Annotated in this window: 20 protein-coding genes; 10 read left to right on the forward strand and 10 right to left on the reverse strand. The window is 43.9% G+C overall.

Annotation, left to right across the window (positions count from 1 at the left end; translation table 11 throughout):
- Positions 1-546: 546 nt before the first annotated feature.
- Positions 547-1,041 carry a hypothetical protein gene (locus ACOCD9_RS03945; RefSeq protein WP_419546448.1) on the reverse strand — a complete coding sequence of 165 codons (495 nt, stop codon included), beginning with the start codon at positions 1,039-1,041 and terminating at the stop codon, positions 547-549.
- 365 nt (positions 1,042-1,406) lie between these two features.
- On the opposite strand from ACOCD9_RS03945, the gene ACOCD9_RS03950 reads away from it, so the two are divergent.
- Entirely contained in the window at positions 1,407-2,237 is an 831-nt protein-coding gene (locus ACOCD9_RS03950; RefSeq protein WP_419546449.1) for a hypothetical protein, read from the forward strand.
- A gap of 129 nt (positions 2,238-2,366) precedes the next feature.
- Here the strand turns inward: ACOCD9_RS03950 and ACOCD9_RS03955 are convergent, their stop codons facing one another.
- A complete protein-coding gene (locus ACOCD9_RS03955; RefSeq protein ID WP_149106829.1) occupies positions 2,367-3,050 on the reverse strand; it encodes a DALR anticodon-binding domain-containing protein in 684 nt (227 codons plus the stop codon).
- Between the two features lie 506 nt (positions 3,051-3,556).
- Between ACOCD9_RS03955 and ACOCD9_RS03960 the strand changes: the two genes are divergently transcribed.
- Both ACOCD9_RS03960 and ACOCD9_RS03965 read left to right on the forward strand, forming a co-directional pair.
- A complete protein-coding gene (locus tag ACOCD9_RS03960; protein ID WP_419546450.1) occupies positions 3,557-3,865 on the forward strand; it encodes a CopG family transcriptional regulator in 309 nt (102 codons plus the stop codon).
- Positions 3,855-4,301, forward strand: coding sequence for a PIN domain-containing protein (locus ACOCD9_RS03965; protein WP_419546452.1), 447 nt, complete (start codon positions 3,855-3,857; stop codon positions 4,299-4,301). The genes ACOCD9_RS03960 and ACOCD9_RS03965 overlap by 11 nt, the downstream gene beginning before the upstream one ends.
- A 161-nt stretch (positions 4,302-4,462) precedes the next feature.
- Here ACOCD9_RS03965 and ACOCD9_RS03970 read toward each other — a convergent pair whose 3' ends face one another.
- The 3 genes from ACOCD9_RS03970 to ACOCD9_RS03980 all read right to left on the reverse strand — a co-directional run bounded on the left by ACOCD9_RS03970 (position 4,463) and on the right by ACOCD9_RS03980 (position 7,849).
- Positions 4,463-5,329, reverse strand: coding sequence for a transglutaminase family protein (locus ACOCD9_RS03970; protein WP_419546454.1), 867 nt, complete (start codon positions 5,327-5,329; stop codon positions 4,463-4,465).
- Positions 5,329-6,330 (reverse strand): alpha-E domain-containing protein, encoded by a 1,002-nt coding sequence (locus tag ACOCD9_RS03975; protein ID WP_002794787.1) that lies wholly within the window; start codon positions 6,328-6,330, stop codon positions 5,329-5,331. The genes ACOCD9_RS03970 and ACOCD9_RS03975 overlap by 1 nt, the downstream gene beginning before the upstream one ends.
- Before the next feature lie 82 nt (positions 6,331-6,412).
- Positions 6,413-7,849 carry a circularly permuted type 2 ATP-grasp protein gene (locus tag ACOCD9_RS03980; RefSeq protein ID WP_016516520.1) on the reverse strand — a complete coding sequence of 479 codons (1,437 nt, stop codon included), beginning with the start codon at positions 7,847-7,849 and terminating at the stop codon, positions 6,413-6,415.
- 238 nt (positions 7,850-8,087) lie between these two features.
- Between ACOCD9_RS03980 and petB the strand changes: the two genes are divergently transcribed.
- Together petB and petD are read left to right on the forward strand one after the other, a co-directional pair.
- Entirely contained in the window at positions 8,088-8,756 is a 669-nt protein-coding gene (petB, locus tag ACOCD9_RS03985) for a cytochrome b6 (RefSeq protein ID WP_002738970.1), read from the forward strand.
- A gap of 51 nt (positions 8,757-8,807) precedes the next feature.
- Positions 8,808-9,290 carry a cytochrome b6-f complex subunit IV gene (gene petD / locus ACOCD9_RS03990; RefSeq protein ID WP_002738373.1) on the forward strand — a complete coding sequence of 161 codons (483 nt, stop codon included), beginning with the start codon at positions 8,808-8,810 and terminating at the stop codon, positions 9,288-9,290.
- Positions 9,291-9,589: 299 nt separating this feature from the next.
- Here petD and ACOCD9_RS03995 read toward each other — a convergent pair whose 3' ends face one another.
- The 4 genes from ACOCD9_RS03995 to hmpF form a co-directional block, all read right to left on the reverse strand.
- Positions 9,590-10,399, reverse strand: coding sequence for a squalene/phytoene synthase family protein (locus ACOCD9_RS03995; protein WP_069475044.1), 810 nt, complete (start codon positions 10,397-10,399; stop codon positions 9,590-9,592).
- A 269-nt stretch (positions 10,400-10,668) separates the two neighbouring features.
- Positions 10,669-10,893, reverse strand: a complete 225-nt coding sequence (locus tag ACOCD9_RS04000) for a hypothetical protein (RefSeq protein WP_002738436.1) — start codon at positions 10,891-10,893, stop codon at positions 10,669-10,671.
- 126 nt (positions 10,894-11,019) lie between these two features.
- On the reverse strand, positions 11,020-11,148 hold the full coding sequence (locus tag ACOCD9_RS04005) for a hypothetical protein (protein ID WP_409880263.1): 129 nt from the start codon (positions 11,146-11,148) through the stop codon (positions 11,020-11,022).
- 128 nt (positions 11,149-11,276) lie between these two features.
- Positions 11,277-12,917, reverse strand: a complete 1,641-nt coding sequence (gene hmpF / locus ACOCD9_RS04010) for a pilus motility taxis protein HmpF (protein WP_419546456.1) — start codon at positions 12,915-12,917, stop codon at positions 11,277-11,279.
- A 649-nt stretch (positions 12,918-13,566) separates the two neighbouring features.
- On the opposite strand from hmpF, the gene ACOCD9_RS04015 reads away from it, so the two are divergent.
- The 5 genes from ACOCD9_RS04015 (at position 13,567) to ACOCD9_RS04035 (ending at position 19,081) form a co-directional block, all read left to right on the forward strand.
- Positions 13,567-13,659 (forward strand): DUF4388 domain-containing protein, encoded by a 93-nt coding sequence (locus tag ACOCD9_RS04015; protein WP_228009813.1) that lies wholly within the window; start codon positions 13,567-13,569, stop codon positions 13,657-13,659.
- 386 nt (positions 13,660-14,045) lie between these two features.
- Complete coding sequence (locus ACOCD9_RS04020; protein ID WP_287703159.1) at positions 14,046-14,411, forward strand: response regulator transcription factor; 366 nt, start codon at positions 14,046-14,048, stop codon at positions 14,409-14,411.
- Between the two features lie 91 nt (positions 14,412-14,502).
- Positions 14,503-15,039, forward strand: coding sequence for a chemotaxis protein CheW (locus ACOCD9_RS04025; RefSeq protein ID WP_287703158.1), 537 nt, complete (start codon positions 14,503-14,505; stop codon positions 15,037-15,039).
- A 93-nt stretch (positions 15,040-15,132) separates the two neighbouring features.
- On the forward strand, positions 15,133-17,793 hold the full coding sequence (locus tag ACOCD9_RS04030; RefSeq protein WP_419546458.1) for a methyl-accepting chemotaxis protein: 2,661 nt from the start codon (positions 15,133-15,135) through the stop codon (positions 17,791-17,793).
- Between the two features lie 76 nt (positions 17,794-17,869).
- Positions 17,870-19,081 (forward strand): glycosyltransferase, encoded by a 1,212-nt coding sequence (locus tag ACOCD9_RS04035; protein ID WP_419546460.1) that lies wholly within the window; start codon positions 17,870-17,872, stop codon positions 19,079-19,081.
- Positions 19,082-19,342: 261 nt separating this feature from the next.
- Here ACOCD9_RS04035 and ACOCD9_RS04040 read toward each other — a convergent pair whose 3' ends face one another.
- Positions 19,343-19,471, reverse strand: a complete 129-nt coding sequence (locus tag ACOCD9_RS04040; RefSeq protein WP_419546462.1) for a hypothetical protein — start codon at positions 19,469-19,471, stop codon at positions 19,343-19,345.
- Positions 19,472-19,507 lie beyond the last annotated feature (36 nt).

Consider the following 19,507-nt stretch of genomic DNA (forward strand, 5'->3'; position numbering starts at 1 on the left):
CTGCGAAGGTTACATGATATCAGCCAGACTTGGAAACTATCTCATCAAATTAGTCCCCCCATAGAACCCCCTTGAGCCATCTTGCACACTTTTCTCTTTTTGTCAAATTTTATGTTAAGAAAGATGTGACTAATGGATAGCCTTATCAAGGGGGGCAGGGGGGATCGAACCTAAAATCCATTTTTAATTTATTAATTATAACCAGCTACTTATCATGAAAAATATCACAGTCTGACAAACTACCTTTAATCATACCATAGCCTTGATCAATAAACCTTTTGAGAATACCAAATCATCAGACCTCTTGTAAAAATCAACAATTGTCTTAGTTGGTTAGGAGGCAGGAGTCAGTAGTCAGGAGAATTAAGAATGAATAAGAATCAATTAAATGGTCTATTTAGATATTTTATGCCATTTAATCCTTATTTTTGACGTTTTTGAACCCTCAACAATTAACTATGCAAGAGATATTATCTAAATTACTTGTTAATACTGCACACTTAAAACTCAAATATGATAACTGATAACTGATAACTGATAACTGTTTTACTCAGCTTTTACCAAACCCTGAGAGCGAATACAGGCCTGTTCCCAGCGACAATCGGGATTAACTTCCACCGGTTTGAGCTGCGCCCAGATTTCGCCTTGATCATCGGCATAAAAACTATCGATAATAGCAGGAATACGAGTACCGAAAGGTTCGGTAATCAGGACAGAATCGGTCAGATTAAATACTTCGCCATTAGCTCCCGTCGCTTTTTCGATGACGGGAATTTCTGCTTTGGGAATCGGTTTTCGGAATGGAGGAGCCGAATCGAAACGGGGACGGAGAGGAGATTTTATCTCACTACTGACTGATTTTACCGTTTCCTCGGCTGGTTTTTCCTCAATTATTTCTGGAGGGGTTTCTGGGGGTTTGGGGGGTACTGCAGCCCTAGAACCCTTTTTAATAATTTGTAGAGGTTGTAGGGGAGGAGTGGTTTTAATTGGCTCTTCGGGAGGTTCAGGGGTGCTAGGGGTTTTCTTCGGGGGACGTGGCATAGTAGGACAAGGAAAATAAAAACTATAGGATTATTGAAGCATATCGAGCCGCTAACCCGCTCGACCAGTGCTTGTGTCAATTTTGCTGTGGCTAATTCTTCCCTGGCCCCGGGCCAGATACCCCGCACTATAACTATCTGGGAATTAGTCGATTCCCCTCTCCTCTCCAACTTATTGAAAAAACTTCTCATTAAGTATTGACAAAAATTCCTAATAAGCTTATGGTTATTTATAGTGTTCTCCTCTTAAGGATCGGCAGTGGAACCGCGCGGCAGTCTCTAACAATGCGGTTCCCATTTTTTTTTGGAACGATAGAAGGCTTTTAACGTCTCTAAACTTCTAGGTTTCCTCATCCTTTGGCTTTTATGAACGATAATTCCGACCTGTACCTCGATCATCTCACCCATGCGGATACTGTCATCACTGCTGAAATTGTCGAGCATGAGAGTCAATCAACAGATGAGACAGATTGGGCAGCTCTATCCTCTCATTTACGTCAACAAAATCAAGAATTACAAGCGGAGATCTGGCGACGGGAGCAAGCTCTCGCCGAACTGCGATCGCGGTTAGCCGAGCAACATCGTCGCTGGCAAAGTTGCGATACCCTAATCCAGCAGCAAAACGAGGAACTGCAATACGAAAAGCAACAATTACAGCGAGCTTTAGGGGAAATTGAACAGTATCGTCAAGCAGAACAACGGCAACCGATGATTATTGCCAATTTGACCGCAGAATTGACCCGCACGCGCCAACAATTAGCCCGTTTAGAGCGAGAATGTGCCTTAATTCAGGAAAGTTATCAGGAAAAAAGCCAAAAACTGTGCAACTATGACCAGCAATTGCAGGAATTACGCACCCGTCTCCAACGTCAGCAGCGCTACACCCTCCAGTATAAAGCGGCCTTGGCCCAGTATTTCCAGCGCGGTAGCGATCGCAATTCTCCCCCAGATTTAGCCATTGTCGCCAAGTCAGCTGCGATCGAGCCTTGGTCTCAGACAGAGAATCAAGAAAGCGATGAAGTGGCTCCCATCGATGAGTTTGTAGCGGAATTAGAGACAATTGAGCCAGTAGAATCCTTAAATAAGAAAGACAGGGATTGGCCCGCACCTATCATCTCTACTTCCCCGAAATATTCCTCTTTTCGGGTTGATTTGCCCACTTTTATTAAATATCGCCAAGAAAAAAATAATTCCTGAACAACAGAAAGAGAGCCGGCGACTGTCCATGTTTCGTCTCGGCTCTCTATTCTGGTTCGCTCCTCACACTAATTAAAATCTATCATAAGCTGGTGATTTTATCTACTAAATTCACAAAAGTTGATATTTTTATAGTTCCGTCATCGGCAGCAGTTGCCATTTTTGACGGAGAAGACGGTTAAGTAGTTTTTGACTGACGCTAATCAGGATTAATCTCGATCGCTGAATTGGGGCTGATTCTCCGATAATGCGACAGTTACGCTCAAAATTGAGCATCGCTTCGCACAAATTCGCAGTTAGGGGATAGAGTTTCTGGCCTTCCCAACAATCGCAAACGGTTAAAATTTGCAGGATTAAGGCTATTTCGGCGGGATGATGCCATGATAATAGTTCAGACTCGGTTAATCTAATTTTTTCCCGATTGAGCAGTTGTAACAAACTAGAATAGCGAGCGTGGGTATATTGAAATAAAAAGAAAAATTCTCCTTCGGGATGGAGAGGAAGCTGATCGGAGAAAAATTTATCAATTAAATCGTTTAGTTTCAGTAACCAAAAGGACAAAAATTGCTGATCTAATAATAATTCTAGCCATCCTTCCCTAAGCTGAATTTGTGGAAAAAGGGCGATTAAATGGTTAAATATGGTTTGACATTGAGCGGGTGTAAAATAATAAAACAGAGGTGAACGATAGAGGATACTATCAGTTTTTTGGCAACGATAGAAAGTTAATTTATGGTTGTTTTCTGGAAAAAGATTAATTAATTGTTGTTTTAAACAATGCTCGATCGAGGGGTGATTGCAGATAAAATTCATACTCAGAAGGGTAAACGTAGTTGCGTACGCCCAAAACGTCCTCTAGATATTTCCACCAAATTGAGATGCACCCAAATTATCCCTATTCTTCTTCCTTCCACACAAACACCAGAAGAGCCCTCTCCATAGAAAATTACTTAAATGGCTTTCTAAGTAGGTAGGTGTTAAAAGTTCTCAGAAACCCCCCTTATCAAGGGGGGCAGGGGGGATCGAACCCACAATCCATCTTTAATTTAATTATAACCAGCTACTTATCTAGGGTTAGCTGAATAAATCTACTTTTCTTGCACAGGAGAATTACGGTCAGGAAATTCTAGCAAATATACTCCATCCCCGTCTATTAAGAAATATTACAAAAAACATGAGTAGATTAAGAAAGGTTAATGGGTGTATCCATTGATAGATAGGGGGTTCTGGTTTTTGTAGTATATATGCACTAAGCAAATTCAGACATATAGAAAAACTGGCGATTACGATTCACGACGGTTATAGTAATGTATAATGTAATGTATATAATTAAACTGGCTATGGTCAGCAAAATCCGCAAGCAAATTTATATCGAAGCCGAGCAGAATAATTTACTGAAAGAGAAAGCCCGACAGACGGGACTGAGCGAGGCCGAGATCATCCGACAGGCGATCGACCAACACATAATTTCCGTCAACGTTGACCCTGAGCGAAGCCGAAGGGTCAACTCTCCCACCCCGAACTTGAGCGCTTGGGAGCGAGAAAAGGCCTTTATCGCCAGTCTCGAAAACCGCCCATCACAACCGGGTAAAAGGGATTGGCAAAGGGAGGATCTCTATGAACGATAGAGTCCTGCTCGATACCAATATTCTGGTCTATCTCTACGATATCGCCGAGAAAAGCAAACGGGAACGGGCATTAACCGTTGTCGATGACCTGATCCGCACCACCCGCGCCGTCATCAGCCCGCAGGTGATGGGAGAATTCTTTCAGGCCGTCACCAGCAGCCGTCGCCCCCTGCTAACCCAGGAAGAAGCTCTGGCCTGCATCCGTCAATATCTAATAGCCTGTGAGGTAGTTCCGATTACCGAGTTGATCGTTCTGGAAGCCACCCGTGGAGTAGAAAGTTACCAGTTTTCCTACTGGGATGCCCAGATCTGGGCGACCGCTCGCTTAAATCAAATCACCACGGTCTATAGCGAGGATTTTAATTCCGGGGCTACCATTGAGGGAATTCATTTCGTCAACCCCCTGAACGATGGCGGCAGACTTTCTTTTGGGTAAGATAGCTGTAGTTTCGCCAAGATTCCCAAGAAGGCGAGGGCGGCGGCTTCTTAACGAAGGCAGGAGGCGGTCGGCCGTTTTTGTAACGGGGATTTATGCCCCGCTCCCAAAACTTTTCGCCTTGTTGCTGTGCCAAATCCTTTAGCCATAAACAATCACCCTCAAGATAACAAATCGATGGCAATTGTCGATGATAGCTGAGATTCTATCACTTGATGACCGAGATTAACTGGTCGAGCATTTCCCTCTACCGGCGCGCAATAACGGGGAATTGGACTAGAAACGAGGCTAATATGACGGTCACTCACCGCTAATCCATGGGTGGGATCATAGCCCTTCCAGCCGCCCCCCGGCAAATACACCTCTACCCAAGCGTGTAAATGTCTTTCTCCTTGGTCTAAATCTCCTTCTTGATAGCCACTGACAAAACGGGAAGCTAATCCCACACAGCGACACACATCCATAAATAAAACCACAAAATCGCGACAGGAACCCTGCTTATTTTTCCAAGTGTTTCCGGGTAGATAGGGTTCTCCAGTAAGACGAATAATTTGCTGACAATTGCGGTAAATTTTGTCATTAAGATTAAACAGGAAAGATAGCACCTGTCCCTCAGTTTCCTGCATAATTTCTTGGGCTAATGCTGCCATATCAGGGTCATTATTTAACCCATAGAATTGTCTGTAGGGTTGTAATTGACTGTGGAGAGAAATAGGATAATCAAAGGGTAAACAGGTCGCCCAAGGTTCCAACAAATACTGAAAAGGATTAACCCCATGGGTTTCCACTTCACTGACCACATCAATCAATAATTCTTCCGTCGGTTGATTAAACCAAATTTGTAAACAAGAATTACCATCGAGGTCAATAATATTAGTTATCGTTAAAGGTTCCGGGTTAATTTTGAGTGTGAACTCTCGCAAAGTTTGCCCACCATCGGATTTTGGTCGCAAGCGCAGCAGATGGGGTGATAAAATCACGGGTTGATTATAGAAATAGTTAGTTTGATGCCGAATGTGATAACGCATTAAGTTGTTAATTGGGATTGATATTGAAAGTTATTTACTGGCAGAGGTGAGGCAAGTTCGGGATTAAAAACAAAGAAAGTTTCTGTCATTTTTATTCCCACATCATTAACTCTTTTTTGAATATGGTCGAGGAATTCATGCAATCCCATTTCAATAACATCCTCGATAGTTAGATAACTCATTTCGGCACAAAGTCGCCCTAAACTTCTTTCTACTGAATTGCCCCAAGTTCCTATAGGAGTCCCTGTAACTTGATGTAAACAGTGGTCTAATTCCCGCAGACAAAAGTGAATTGAGCGAGGAAATTCTCGATTAAGAATTAAAAATTCGGCCACGTCACTAGGAGTAATCCGTCGTTGACATTTACGATACATTTCGTAGGCACTCACCGACCGCAGTAAAGCAATCCATTGAATTTGGTCTAGAGAAGTTCCTACCCATTGAGCGGAAGGTAAGAGATAATAGTATTTAACATCAAGAATTCTGGCGGTTTTATCGGCGCGTTCCTGTAATCTTCCCATAACGCCAAAATGCCAACCTTCATTATGAGTCATCGTTGCATCCATTACCCCCGCAAAACGGTGACTAGCCAATTTAACTTGGGTAAAAAAGTTCGGTAAAGTAGTTTGAGGATGGTAAGAGGAAGCATCTTTTACCATCAAGAAAAAACCATTAACCTGTTCCCACATTTCCGAAGAAATAATCTCGCGAACTGACCGAGCATTTTCTCTGGCCCAGCGCAAACAAGAGATAATTGAGTTACTATATTCCGTGTCAAATGTCAAGAAATTGATCACATTTTCTGCGGTGGCTGTGCCGTAACGTTTCTTGAATTGTTCTAAATCTCCCGTGGTTAAAACCAAAGGTTCCCACTGTTGCAAAACGCTGGTAGGTACATCTAACATTAAATTAAGATTAACATCCATAAACCGGGCGACATTTTCTGCCCGTTCAATATAGCGATTTAACCAATAAATTGAATCAGCAACTCTACTAAGCATAATTAACTGGGAAAAAGTGAAAAGGAAAAAGAAAAGGGTAGGGTGGGTTAGTAACCCACCAAAATTTTGATTATTGTCCTGATTACTTGGTTAAAACCCAAGTGTCTTTACTGCCACCACCTTGAGAGGAATTAACCACTAAAGAACCCTTTTTCAAAGCTACGCGAGTTAACCCCCCTGGATGCACATAAATTTCATCACCCCGATGGAGAATATAGGGACGTAAATCCACATGACGACCTTCAACTTCCGTGTCAATTAAAGTGGGAACCCTAGAAAGACTTAACACCGGTTGAGCGATATAATTGCGGGGATTAGCAGCAATGCGTGGGGCAAATTCTGCCCTTTGTTCGGGGGTAGCTTGAGAACCGACTAACATCCCATAACCTCCCGACTCATTAGCGGCTTTCACAACTAATTTATCGAGATTATTTAAGACATAATCTAAGTCCTTTTCTCGCCAACAAAGATAGGTAGGAACGTTATTTAAAATCGCTTCTTCTCCCAGATAATAACGAATCATATCGGGGACAAAAGCATAAATAACCTTATCATCGGCGACTCCTGTACCCGGGGCATTAGCTAAAGCGACGCGACCTTCCTGGAAAACTTTTAATAATCCGGGTACACCTAACATCGAATCGGGACGAAAAACCGCCGGATCTAAAAAGTCATCATCGAGGCGACGATAGACCACATCTACCCGTCTTAATCCCTTGGTGGTTTTCATTTGTAGATAACCATCAAAGACAACTAAATCACGCCCTTCCACTAATTCTACCCCCATTTGTTGGGCAATAAAAGAATGTTCAAAGTAGGCAGAATTATAGGTTCCGGGGGTTAAAACCACCACGGTGGGATTAGGTAATTGGGCTGGGGCTAAATTGAGGAGAGTTTCCAACAGATGGGAAGGATAATCATCCACCGGTTTAACATTCATTGTCTGGAAAATATCGGGGAAAGTGCTTTTCATTACCCGACGATTTTCGAGGACATAGGAAATACCGGAAGGAACCCGCAAATTATCCTCTAAAACGTACCATTGACCATCTTTATCGCGGACTAAATCGGTTCCCGTGATGTGACACCAGATACCTCCGGCGGGTTTCAGTCCCACACAGGGTTTCAGAAATCCCGTCGCCGAGGCGATTAATTCGGGGGGAATAATGCCATCTTTAATGATTAACTGGTCATTGTAGATATCGGAGAGAAAAAGATTGAGAGCTTTGATGCGTTGTTTCAGTCCTCTTTCTAAATAATCCCAGTCCTCAGCCGAGACAATTCGGGGAATAATATCAAAAGGAAAGATTTTTTCCACCCCTTGATTGTCGCTATAGACATTGAAAGTCACCCCCAATTCAAACAGGGCCGACTGAGCCGTTTCCCGGTGTTGTTGAAGTTCTCGGGGCGGCAGATTCTGCAACCATTTGATTAAAGGGGACGAGTGGGGACGAGGTTGACCATCATCTAAGAATAGTTCGTCGTAGAAGCCTTCGGGATCGTAGGTATTTAATAGCACGCTGACCTCATTTCATACCTTACCTATTCCCAGTGTCGGACAATTGGCCTGATTTTTTGTAGTCTAGGAGACATTTTAAGGGAAATTTTAGGAAGTTAGCCGTTTTTCGTCCCTAGCGATCGCCAATCGATCCCCACCGGTGGAGAAACCTGACCGGAGCGAGAATTAGACCTGAAAACTGTGTTACATTTTTTAAAGGTCACACATTAAATCTTTCATTTTTCTTACTGGTTACGCGATGTTTACCAAACAAGTAACGGATTCTAAAGCCTATCAATGGTTTGAGGAACGCTTAGAAATTCAAGGGATCGCTGATGATATCAGCACCAAATACGTTCCCCCTCACGTCAATATCTTCTACTGTCTGGGTGGCATCACCCTTGTGTGCTTCGTGATCCAGTTTGCCACTGGTTTCGCCATGACCTTCTACTACAAACCCACTGTAGCAGAGGCCCTCTCCTCCGTACAGTACATCATGAACGAAGTTAACTTTGGCTGGTTAATTCGTTCTATCCATCGCTGGTCCGCCAGTATGATGGTCTTAATGATGATCCTGCACGTTTTCCGCGTTTACCTGACCGGTGGATTCAAAAAACCTCGCGAATTAACCTGGGTAACTGGGGTTGTCCTGGCCGTAATCACCGTTAGCTTCGGTGTCACCGGTTACTCCTTACCCTGGGATCAGGTGGGTTACTGGGCGGTTAAAATCGTTTCTGGTGTACCTGCTGCTATTCCCGTCGTCGGTGATCAACTCGTCACCCTGATGCGCGGTAGCGAAAGCGTCGGTCAAGCAACTTTAACCCGTTTCTACAGCTTACATACCTTTGTACTACCCTGGTCGATCGCGGTCTTCATGTTGCTACATTTCTTGATGATCCGTAAACAAGGCATTTCTGGGCCTCTATAATTCAGAAAAATATCTCTGTCGATCCGAAATCATTTTTAGGAGACATTATCCATGTCCACATTAAAAAAGCCCGATCTCAGCGATCCCGCTCTGCGCGCTAAGTTGGCTAAAGGGATGGGTCACAACTACTACGGTGAACCCGCTTGGCCTAACGATCTGCTCTATGTCTTCCCGGTGGTTATCTTTGGTACGATCGGACTCTGCACCGGTTTAGCGATTATGGATCCCACCATGATCGGTGAACCTGCCGATCCTTTCGCTACTCCCTTAGAAATTCTGCCAGAGTGGTATCTTTATCCCGTTTTCCAAATTCTCCGTATTCTTCCTAACAAACTCTTAGGTATCGCTTGCATGGCCGGCGTTCCCCTAGGCTTGATGTTAGTTCCTTTTATTGAAAGCGTCAATAAATTCCAAAATCCCTTCCGTCGTCCCGTCGCTACCGCTATCTTCCTATTTGGTACTGTGGTCACGATTTGGTTAGGTATTGGTGCCACTTTCCCCATCGATATATCTTTAACTCTCGGTTTGTTCTAAGTTACTGAACTTCACCGGTTTTTTGCCCACGCTTGTGATTCCTGACTTTGGAAGAGCGATCGTGGGCAATTTTAATTGGGGTTTGCGGCAAAAAGTTTTTCTTGGGGGCAGGGTGTGGGGTGTGGGGTGTAGGGTTTTACCGATTTTCAGGTGGTCAACTACCTAATTTTCAGGGAAAAAGTCCAGGAATTTTCCCCCTGATCACTCCCAGTCCGGTACTTTTTGATTGACAAAAAGTCTAAAAGTCTTACCCAACAAGGTTTTTAGATTTATTCAGCCAACCCTAATTGTGATTTCCTCTAACGGGTAATTTGTTGTACCAAAGCGATGACATCGCTGCGGCTGAGTTTTTCCTTACCTAACGCTAGGACTTCGAGAGTGCCATGGGCTAAAGCGAGGGGAATCTTACAAAAATCGAGTGCCGGCCCTTTCGGCAGCGATTGAGTGTAATAATCGGCTAATTTCAGATTACGACGGGCATAATTATGAATATCACTAATTGTCCAACCCTGGGGCAGAAAACTTACCCCCCGGCGCAGATCCTCGCCATGGTTGCGGGCAATATTAACCGCTTGTAAACCCCGACCAAAACCGATGGCATAACTGCGATTAGTTTGAGTGCCGTCGTACCAATTCCAGAGGTCAGACAGCAATAAACCCACAGCACCGGCCACACTAAAGGTATATTGATCTAATTCCACTTCTGTGCGAATATCCCAGTTATTCCCGGCCCAGTAGGCCATGCGATCGGCCATGGCCGCCGTGGCATCCCAAACCCGGGGGGCGATCGAATCCGGTGCTAACATTGCCCATTCGCCAATTCTCAGGGTGACTTCCGGCAAAATCTCCCGATGGACTAAGCCAAAAGTAAAATCCTCTTTGGTAGAATTTTGGGTACCTGCTTGTAAATTCAGGCTAATTTGTCTTAATATCTGGGCTTTACTGAAGTTATCTAGGTCTGGATGGTCTTCTACTTCATCGATCGCCCTCATACAGAGATAAGCTGAGGCTACTGCCTCGAGCAGACGATCCGGTAAACGACTTATGGGAATATAAAAAGTTCGACTCGTTTCTTGCAGAATCGTTAAAGCATTATCGCGCAAATTCATTCAGTCCACTCCTCACGCCAACTTAGGTAACTACGAGTTAAACCAATCAGATAGATCGGTTTAGGTGATTCCGATGTTCCTAAGACAAAGTTGCTGTCTATTGTAGTATGATTATTCAAAATTTCCCGATTATTCTCGAAAAAATCAACCATTAGGGTCTTCTTGACAATTTTTCTTTCTCGTATAGCTGAGGGACAATTACGGCAATTTTTCGAGATTACAGGCTTAAAAAGCGGTTTTTGCCCGTTTTTAAACGGTATTTTGCGGCTTCATGGCAGGGATTGAAAGGAGGTCACTTGTAAAATTGGCCCGATCATGGCCAGAGTCATCACATCCGAGCGAATTTGACCTATAACTGTCACTTTTGCCCTTGTTTGAATTAATTCGGCGGTCGGTTCCATTAATTCGTAGGTTTGACCGTTATCGGCAATTAATGCCCAAGTTCCCGTGCCTATTTCGATTCTTTTTACCTGACCGGTTACACTAACACTCATGCTTTAATTTCCCCGATCGAGGCGATCGCAATTGCCGCCCCTGTTACAAGCATTGTATCGATATCTTTCCTCGGCATTGATTGCCAATTTTGCCAGACTTTAACCCCGTAAATCAGTTTTTTTTATCTAAAAAGCGATCGCTACTTCCGCCACCACCGCTAAGAGGGAGGCCACAGCCGCTAAAATCATTATTTCTCGATCGGATTGTCTCATAGCTATCTGAGTATAAATTACTAATCCTAGTCTATACCACATCTAACCTAGAGTTAAATTGATCTAAATTATTTTATCCATAGATAAAAAGCTATAAAAGTTATCGGCAAGAAGGGCGAAATCTTTTTCTGAATTACCCTGTATTATTTGTTCAGGAACCCTAATTAAGCCTAACTGTTAATAGCGTAATCATAGGCAATAACATTAGACTCCATAGGTATAAACCAATGGGAAATATTTTCTAGTTTTTGACGGATTTGATCGAGATGATCCTGCACGGGTTGCAGGAAAGTTTGGTACTGTTGTATCTGAGTTTTTAAACGCACTAATGCCAGATTAGCATCGCGCCATTGTCGCTCCTGTTCTTCAAATTCACGAGTTTTTTGCTCTAAATCTGACCATTGCTCGTCAATAGTATCTCTGTTTTTTTGTAAATCCTCTTGTATTCGCTTGATTTCTGCTGCTAAACGTTGACTTTCTTGGAGATTATTTTGATAACTATCCTCCAGGAGAATTAACACTGGTTCAAAGCTACATTTTTGGGCATCTTCTGGGGATAAAATTCCCTGTCTCCGGTGCAGAATTTTCCGATGTTGAGAGCGAATAGCTTGCCTTTCTCGAAGATTACGTCTCTGTCCGATCAAGGTTTCCGCCAGCATTCCTTTTCTCTCCTGTTCCTCGGCTAATTCTTCTGCTAAATTAGCTCGCTGGGATTCATCTATTGTGGTCATTCTTGCTTCTAATTCTTCCACGGTTTGGGATTGGAGAGTTAATTCTTCCTCTTGGTCGTTGACAAAAATTTCCAAGCGATCGAGGTCTGTTTGTAGATTGTTAACTAAGCTCTCCAATTCTTCCAAAGGCATTTTTTCAAGAGCTTCTAGATCGATTTTACCATCAAAATCTAGGTCTGCTGCTTGGGCGAGACGAAAAAGCATTTGTCGAGTAGAATCAGTGGTTTGTAGGGTGAGGTTAAGGCGATCAAATAATTCCTGTTTTTGACTCAGAACAGTTTCTTGTATTTGTAGTTGTATTTTCTTTGTTTCCAAAGCACTGCGACTTATCTGTAATTCCCTAGCTCTTTGTTCAAGATGATTGAGTATTTGTTCGTTGGCGACCTGACGATTTTCTACAGCTTTTTTCTGCTCCTCTAAACTCTGCCAACAACTATTTAAAATTGTCTGTTGTCCCTGCACAGATTCAAGAGTTGAATAGAGAATTTGTGAGGGAGAATTGCCCGGATCGTGATTATTAGCTAAACTCTCCGCTAGAGAGCGAATAAATTGTTGTTGTTCTGGGGAAAGATTGGGGGAGGAGTTGAAATTTATTTGTTCTTCTTCCAGGTGTCGCTGTTGCTCTTGTAATTGTTGTTTTAGGTTTTCCAGTTCTTGTCTTTTGCCCTCTAAATAATCGAATTCTGCTTCTATTCGCTCAATTTGCTCAATTCTTGCCTCCATTTCCATTTTCTGGCGGTTGAGAATCTCGCTTTGATAGGTGAGGGATTGTTTCCACTGATCGATTTTCTCTTGATCTTCCTTATTGCGCTCCATCAAACGGGAAATCTTTTGCAGTTGCCGCACCATCTCCGCTCCCGCTAATTCTGGGTTTCCTTGCAGTTGACGATTATCGCTCAAATTCACCAAGAGAAGCGCACCTTCTCCTCTGGAGTTAGTTTCGTCGTAGGTTAAGATATCGTTCCCCACTATGGCACTCCACGTCTGATCTTTATGCTGACAGGCCAATAGTTTCAATTCGATTTTGTAACCGCTGATAAAACCTTTAGTCTGTTTTTTTACTTCTGCAAGGTATAGCACGAGTAGTCTTCCTGTGTGATGAAAGTTTTTGTAATTGGTTTTAGAGAGAGTTGATGATCGAGGCTGGGAGCGGCCTGTCTATAGTTTCAGTGTAACCATCGGCTGCCAAAAAATTTTTAATTTCTATCATTCGAGTTTTTCTTTTTGAGACATACATTTGTTCTCAATTTTTCCTCTTACCCACTGGAAAATTTTTAATTTTTGAAGATTTTTCAGCATCAATTTACTGACCTAGTCTCAAAAAATTCGGCAGTCAATCTCATAAATCGGCTGATGTTTTCTGACCCCTTTTACCTCTGGCTGCAGTTTGAATAAGCTGACCACACATCTAAATTATCGGTTAAGACGGCGTGAAAGCGAGAGGCAAGGATAGAAAGCTAGACCTTTTGTACTGAAAATTGCCAAGGCTAGTTTAAATGCAGCAAAGCTTACTGAAAAATATCTTACATAATTAGCTTATCAGATTTATTATTAGTGACAAGAGGAAGGAAGACAGCGTTTCTCCTCAAGATGAAGTATGACGAGATTTGGCATCATCTGCAGACTAACACCTCAAACCAGAGACTTCCTACCTCACCATTAAGATAACTGCTCTAGGTTATTCTAGACTAAAAGAAATAGCGTCTAGTGGGGGAGATTCCGAGAAATTATGCAAGGAAGCTTCAATGAGATTGACATTCCCAGTATTTTACAATTGATTGAATTAGGACAAAGAACAGGAGAACTATTGATGACGATCTGAGTATTGGTGAAAAAGTCGAGAGTATTTTAGAAAATTCCAACTATTCCTGGGGTCTTTTTCGTGAGAAGCTCTCGCTCAGGCTATAGAGATCGAAGCTGCTCTCATTCTCTGGGATATCGCCCTACCAAAACTCGACGATTTAACCAGTCAAGGGGGGGGCTGCTGGCAAGGGTAACAGCCAAAATGGTGGGGGCAACCGATTATTTAAGCAAACCTTTGAGCGAAAATGAGTTATGACTGCTGGTTGAGAGGGAAACCCCCTGATAAATTTCAGATTGCGTTGGAGGCAAAAAATGGGAGCAATTTCGGAGCATCGGGTCAACGGGAACTATTATCGCGCCTCTTTTTCCATTGTTATCCTTGGTGGCCTAGCTAGGTAGGGAGTTATGAGAGAAATATTGCTGGTAGAAGACAGCCAAACGCAACGGGAACTGATCTGTGATCTACTCCGCAATAGCGGCATTAAGGTCACGATCGCCAAAGATGGGTTGGAGGCCCTCGAACATATTCAGAGAGCCGATCCCGATCTCGTTGTCCTCGATATCGTCATACCCGGCATGAATGGTTATGAGGTGTGTCGTCGTCTCAAGTCGGATCCAAAAACCAAAAATATCCCCGTGGTCATTTGTTCTTTGAAAGGGGAAGTCTTTGATCGCTATTGGGGCAGGAAAATCCGAGCCGATGCCTATATTGTCAAACCCTTTGAACCGATTGAGTTCATTTGCACTGTTAAACAACTGCTGCGCCGATAAAATCGCCTTCACCGGGGACAGTCTAGTCATGGTATAGGTCGAGACAGCTAAAAACGCCGCCCCAAATATTACTTACAAGAGAACAAAACAAATGCTTAACAACGCCGATTTTTTTACTGGTGACGCTCAAAATATCGCCCCTAACCATCAGGAATTACAAACTCCCGTCGGTGAACTGCACTTGCGATTTTATCTACCCTCTCAGGACGAGTTTGCCCTTAGTGCTGTGGGCATTCGCGAGGTGATGCAGCAACCACTCGATCGCATTACCCCAATTCCCAATGCTTCACCCTTGCTCCTCGGTGCGATCAATCTTCGGGGTCAAGTGATCTGGGTGGCGGATCTCGGTCAATTTTTGGGGGATAACAGCAACAGCCGTTTAAATACTGATCGATCCGAAATTCCCGTAATTGTGATTGAAGAACAGGAAACGATCCTCGGTTTAGCGGTGCAACGTTTGGGAGATATGAAATGGCTCGACCCAGATAAACTAGGTAGTGCCGTCAGTATTCCCGATCAGATCGCCCCCTATGTGCAGGGAGAGTGGATTCTGGGCCAAGAATTAAAAAAAACCTTAAGACTACTCGATCATCTAGCCATACTCCGTTCTGCCCGTTGGGCGGCTTAAAACCTCAAAAAAATAGCAGAATAGCATTTATAGTAATTATTTCTTGAAACCACTAACTACTTGATCACTTTATCTTTACTAGGGGAGGGGCAAATGCCGTCAGGGAAAGAATACGCGAAACTCTATGGAAAGGCTAACACCGCCTATTGCCAGGGCAACCTTGAGGGTGCCGCCGTCATTGTCAAAGAAATGATCAGCAAGTATCCCGATGATCCCAATGTCCTGCTTTTACAGGGACACATTTATGTAGGACTACAACAATACAGCTTGGCCGAGGGACGTTACGAAAAAGTGCTGGAATTGGCTAAAAATTCTGCCAATTTCTTTGATCTGGTAGATTATGCTCGACGGGGTCTCGAGCAGATTCAGCAATTGCGTTTTGAAGCCGAGAATGGAGATTTTATGATCGCTGCTGCGGAAAGCATTGCCTACAGCGAGGCAGCTTTCGATCCTAGTCAAGGTTTCAGCAATTCTTTGTCTAGGGGGTCGCAAGCGGCTGGTATCGAGCGGCAACAGGAGGTAATGGACTGGGATAGTGGTCTTTTCAATGACGAGGATTTCGGAGAGCCTACGGCGGGTACAGTCCATTCCTATGGCGATGATTTTGGGGAATCGGAGGAAACCGCCTTTAGTTCCCTTATCCTGGCCAGTTCCGGCTCTTACGGTTCCCATTTGTCCGGCGATTCTGGGGATGGAGAACTCCCTTTCCCCTTTTTAGAAGCAGAGGAGATTGACTCGCTGCAGGAAGGGTGGGGCGGTGGGTTAGGGTCAACGGGAGAAGCCGCTTTTACGGCTTCCTCTGACTGGCGGGAAAATCCCGTCACTGGGAGAGATCAGGAGTTATCCTATGCCGATACCCTAGAAGCAAGCACTTTTACCATTGATCCGCACCCGAACCACCGACAAGCGGCGAAAACTGACCTTAATCAGGGCATAGTCACTCAAAAAAGATACGAGGAGAAAGAAACCGGAGATTTTAGGGAACCAAAACTCAATAATGAGGATTTAGACGGTTTTTCCCAACTGCATCTGACGGATATAGGCGAAGAACTGGGGGAATCGGAGCTATTTACCCGTTCGGGAGAGGAAGCTTTAACTGCTGGTTTTGTCCCCGAACCCAGTGCGCGCCTTAATGCCAGTTCTGCTCTGGGAGAGCCTAGTTTTAATCCTTCTCGTTTAAAAATCCCCGATGACAAAAAAGATAGTCATCTTGGCCCTGTTTCCGAGCGCCTGCTCGGGCCAGTGGTGGAAGTCAATCCGGGCAAATTAGCCTTTTTTGTCAATGCTTCTTTAGGCAAAAAACAACTAATCCTAGCGGCTTTAGCGGGTATTACCCCTGTAATCTTAATTTTTGCCGTTAGTACCACCTCTTGGCTATTTTCTCTATCGGCTGCCAAACCGGGCCCGAATAGCAAGGAAAAAACCGAAAAAGTTGCCCCGAAACCAGCCCCAGCCAGCCTTTCCCCTTTCAGTCAACCGGTACTAACCGAGATGTTATTAACTGGACTGGGAGCTTTTGCCCTAACTTGGCTAGGTTTACAGTTGCTCATTAGTCAAATTAAGCGCAGTCTCGACGATTTACAAAGCCAATTCGATCATTTCTCGCAAGGCAATTTTAACGCTAAAGCGACGATCTACTCGGAAGATGAATTCGGTCAACTGGCCAATCGTTTCAATCAGATGGCCCGGGTGGTGGCAACTACCACCACGGAGACCCAACGCCGCGCCGCCGAAACGGAACAGGAACGGGAAGATCTACAAAGGCAAGTGATTCGACTTCTCGATGATGTGGAAGGAGCGGCTCGGGGAGATCTGACCGTGGAAGCGGAGGTAAGTGCCGATCTTTTAGGGGCGGTGGCCGATGCTTTTAATTTGACTATCCAAAACCTGCGCGAAATTGTCCGACAGGTGAAAAAAGCGGCAAAACAGGTGAATCAAGCCAGTACCAATAGTGAATCTTTCGCCCGCAATCAGTCTAGCGATGCCCTGCGGATGGCGGAGGAATTAGCAGTCACCCTTAATTCGGTACAGATGATGACCGACTCAATTCAACGGGTGGCAGAAAACGCCAGAGAAGCCGAAGAAGTCGCCCGCACTTCCTCGATTACCGCCCTAAAGGGGGGTGATTCCGTGGAAAGAACCGTGGCGGGAATTCTGCAAATCCGCGACACGGTATCAGAAACGGCGCGAAAAGTCAAGCGTTTGGCGGTAGCTTCCCAGGAAATCTCGAAAATTGTCGCGGTAGTCTCTCAGATTGCCTCGCGGACTAATTTATTGGCTCTTAATGCCTCGATTCAAGCGGCGCGAGCGGGAGAGGCGGGCCGCGGTTTTGCGGTTGTGGCCGATGAGGTGCGTCAGTTGGCCGATAGAGCTGCTAAATCTCTTAAGGAAATTGAACAGATCGTTGTACAGATTCAATCAGAAACGGGTTCGGTAATGATGGCGATGGAGGAAGGGATTCAACAGGTTATCGATGTCACCGAGCGCTCGGAACAGGCCAAGAAGTCCTTAGAAGATATTATCCAAGTTTCTAACCGCATTGATACGCTGGTGCGATCGATTACCGCCGATACGGTCAAACAACGGGAAAATTCCCTCAATGTCGCCCAGGTTATGCAGTCGGTGGAGTTAACCGCTCAGGAAACTTCCCAAGAATCCCAACGGGTGGCGGGTTCTCTGCAAAAATTGGTGAGTATCTCCCGGGAGCTGCTTTCTTCGGTAGAACGGTTTAAGATAGACTCGGAAGATAATTAATAATCGATGAGTGGTAATCAGTGGGTTATTGATTAGCCGCTATCCCTCAAGATTGACCGCTAGAGTGAGTAAAGTTATGCCTAAACTTAGTCTCTGCATGATTGTCAAAAATGAAGCCGAAAATCTCCGGCGCTGTTTGGATAGCGTTAAAGGGGTGGTGGATGAGATGATCGTTATGGATACGGGTTCGACCGATGATACGATTGCTATTGCTAAAAGTTACGGTGCCATAGTTCCTAGCTACGATTGGCGGGGGAATTTTTCCGATGCCAGAAATGAGGCTTTAAAATATGTTACTGGCGATTGGATTTTAGTCCTTGATGCTGATGAGGAATTAAATCCCGCTATCGTACCGAAAATGCGTCGGGCAATGGAAAAAGAGGAAAATTTAGTGATTAATTTAATCCGCCATGAAATCGGAGCCGTACAATCACCCTATTCTCTAATTTCGCGGCTATTTCGCCGACATCCTCAAGTTACTTTTACCCGACCCTATCACTCAATTATTGATGATAATGTGGCTATTTTATTAAAAAAAGAGCCTGATTGGAAAATAGTTGAACTGCCAGAAATTGCTATCTTTCACTACGGTTACACCATCGATAAAATAGCCAGCTTAGATAAGTTTGAACGGGCAAGAAAAGCCATGGAGGGCTTTTATCAGCAGCATCCCCACGATCCCTATGTGTGTAGTAAATTGGGAGGGTTATATCTAAAGATTGGCAGGGATAAAGAGGGTTTTAAGCTGCTCAAACACGGTTTAAAATGCCATGGCTCTAATCCGCATATTTTATATGAGTTATATTATCATCTCGCTAATTATTATTATTCAGTGGAGGAATTTAAGCAATCAGCCGATAATTTTATTAAAGCGATTAAGCAGCCAATTTTAGATAAATTAAAACTGGGGGCCTATAATAATTTAGGTGGGTTATTATACGAAGCAGAAAAATACGAAACTGCTTTATCTATCTTTGAGAAAACCGTAGAAATTGATTCTATTTATGCCGATGGTTACTATAATTTAGGACTGGTTCTCAAACAACTGCACCGGCTACCAGAATCGATTAAAGCTTATAAAAAAGCTCTCAAGTTAAACCCCGATAATCCCGCTATTTACCAAAATCTAGGGGTGGCTTATATAGCTTTCGGTAGTTATAATGAGGCGATCGAGATTTGGCAAAAAGGGCTACAATTATTGCAAGATCAGGGTAATGTATCTCGCGCTGAAATGCTGCAAGAAACCCTAGAAGCTCTGGGAGCAAGTGTATTGAGGGATGAACAGTAACTGTTCACCGTTGTCGCGAAGATTGGGAGCAGCCACTGTACTAAAATTCTCAATAGGCAGTTGAAATGCAGTACATCTGATTGCTAAAACCCTGTCTAGTCAACTCCTGTGAGGATTTTTCCGAATTAATTCTTAATAGGATTATCGAGGGGTTAGACGCTGAAGACTTAGGGGGTTTTGATAGAAATTATCAAGAGATAATTGCTGCCGTGTAATTGACCTTGACAAGAAATGCTATAATTTCCTAGTAAGGGGAGGGAATTAATCCCTCTCGGTGTTGCCGTCGCACAATTTTGTCGGTTGCCAGTTCTCGTCAGCTTGTTTGTCAAATATACCAATTCTAGTTTGAATCGGTGCTGTTATGTCAAGATTCAGGGTTTCTGGCTGCAACGGAACTGAAAAATCAAATAATCTATTCCATCAAAT

It is taken from the genome of Microcystis sp., assembly GCF_048564745.1.
Classification (GTDB): domain Bacteria; phylum Cyanobacteriota; class Cyanobacteriia; order Cyanobacteriales; family Microcystaceae; genus Microcystis; species Microcystis ichthyoblabe_A.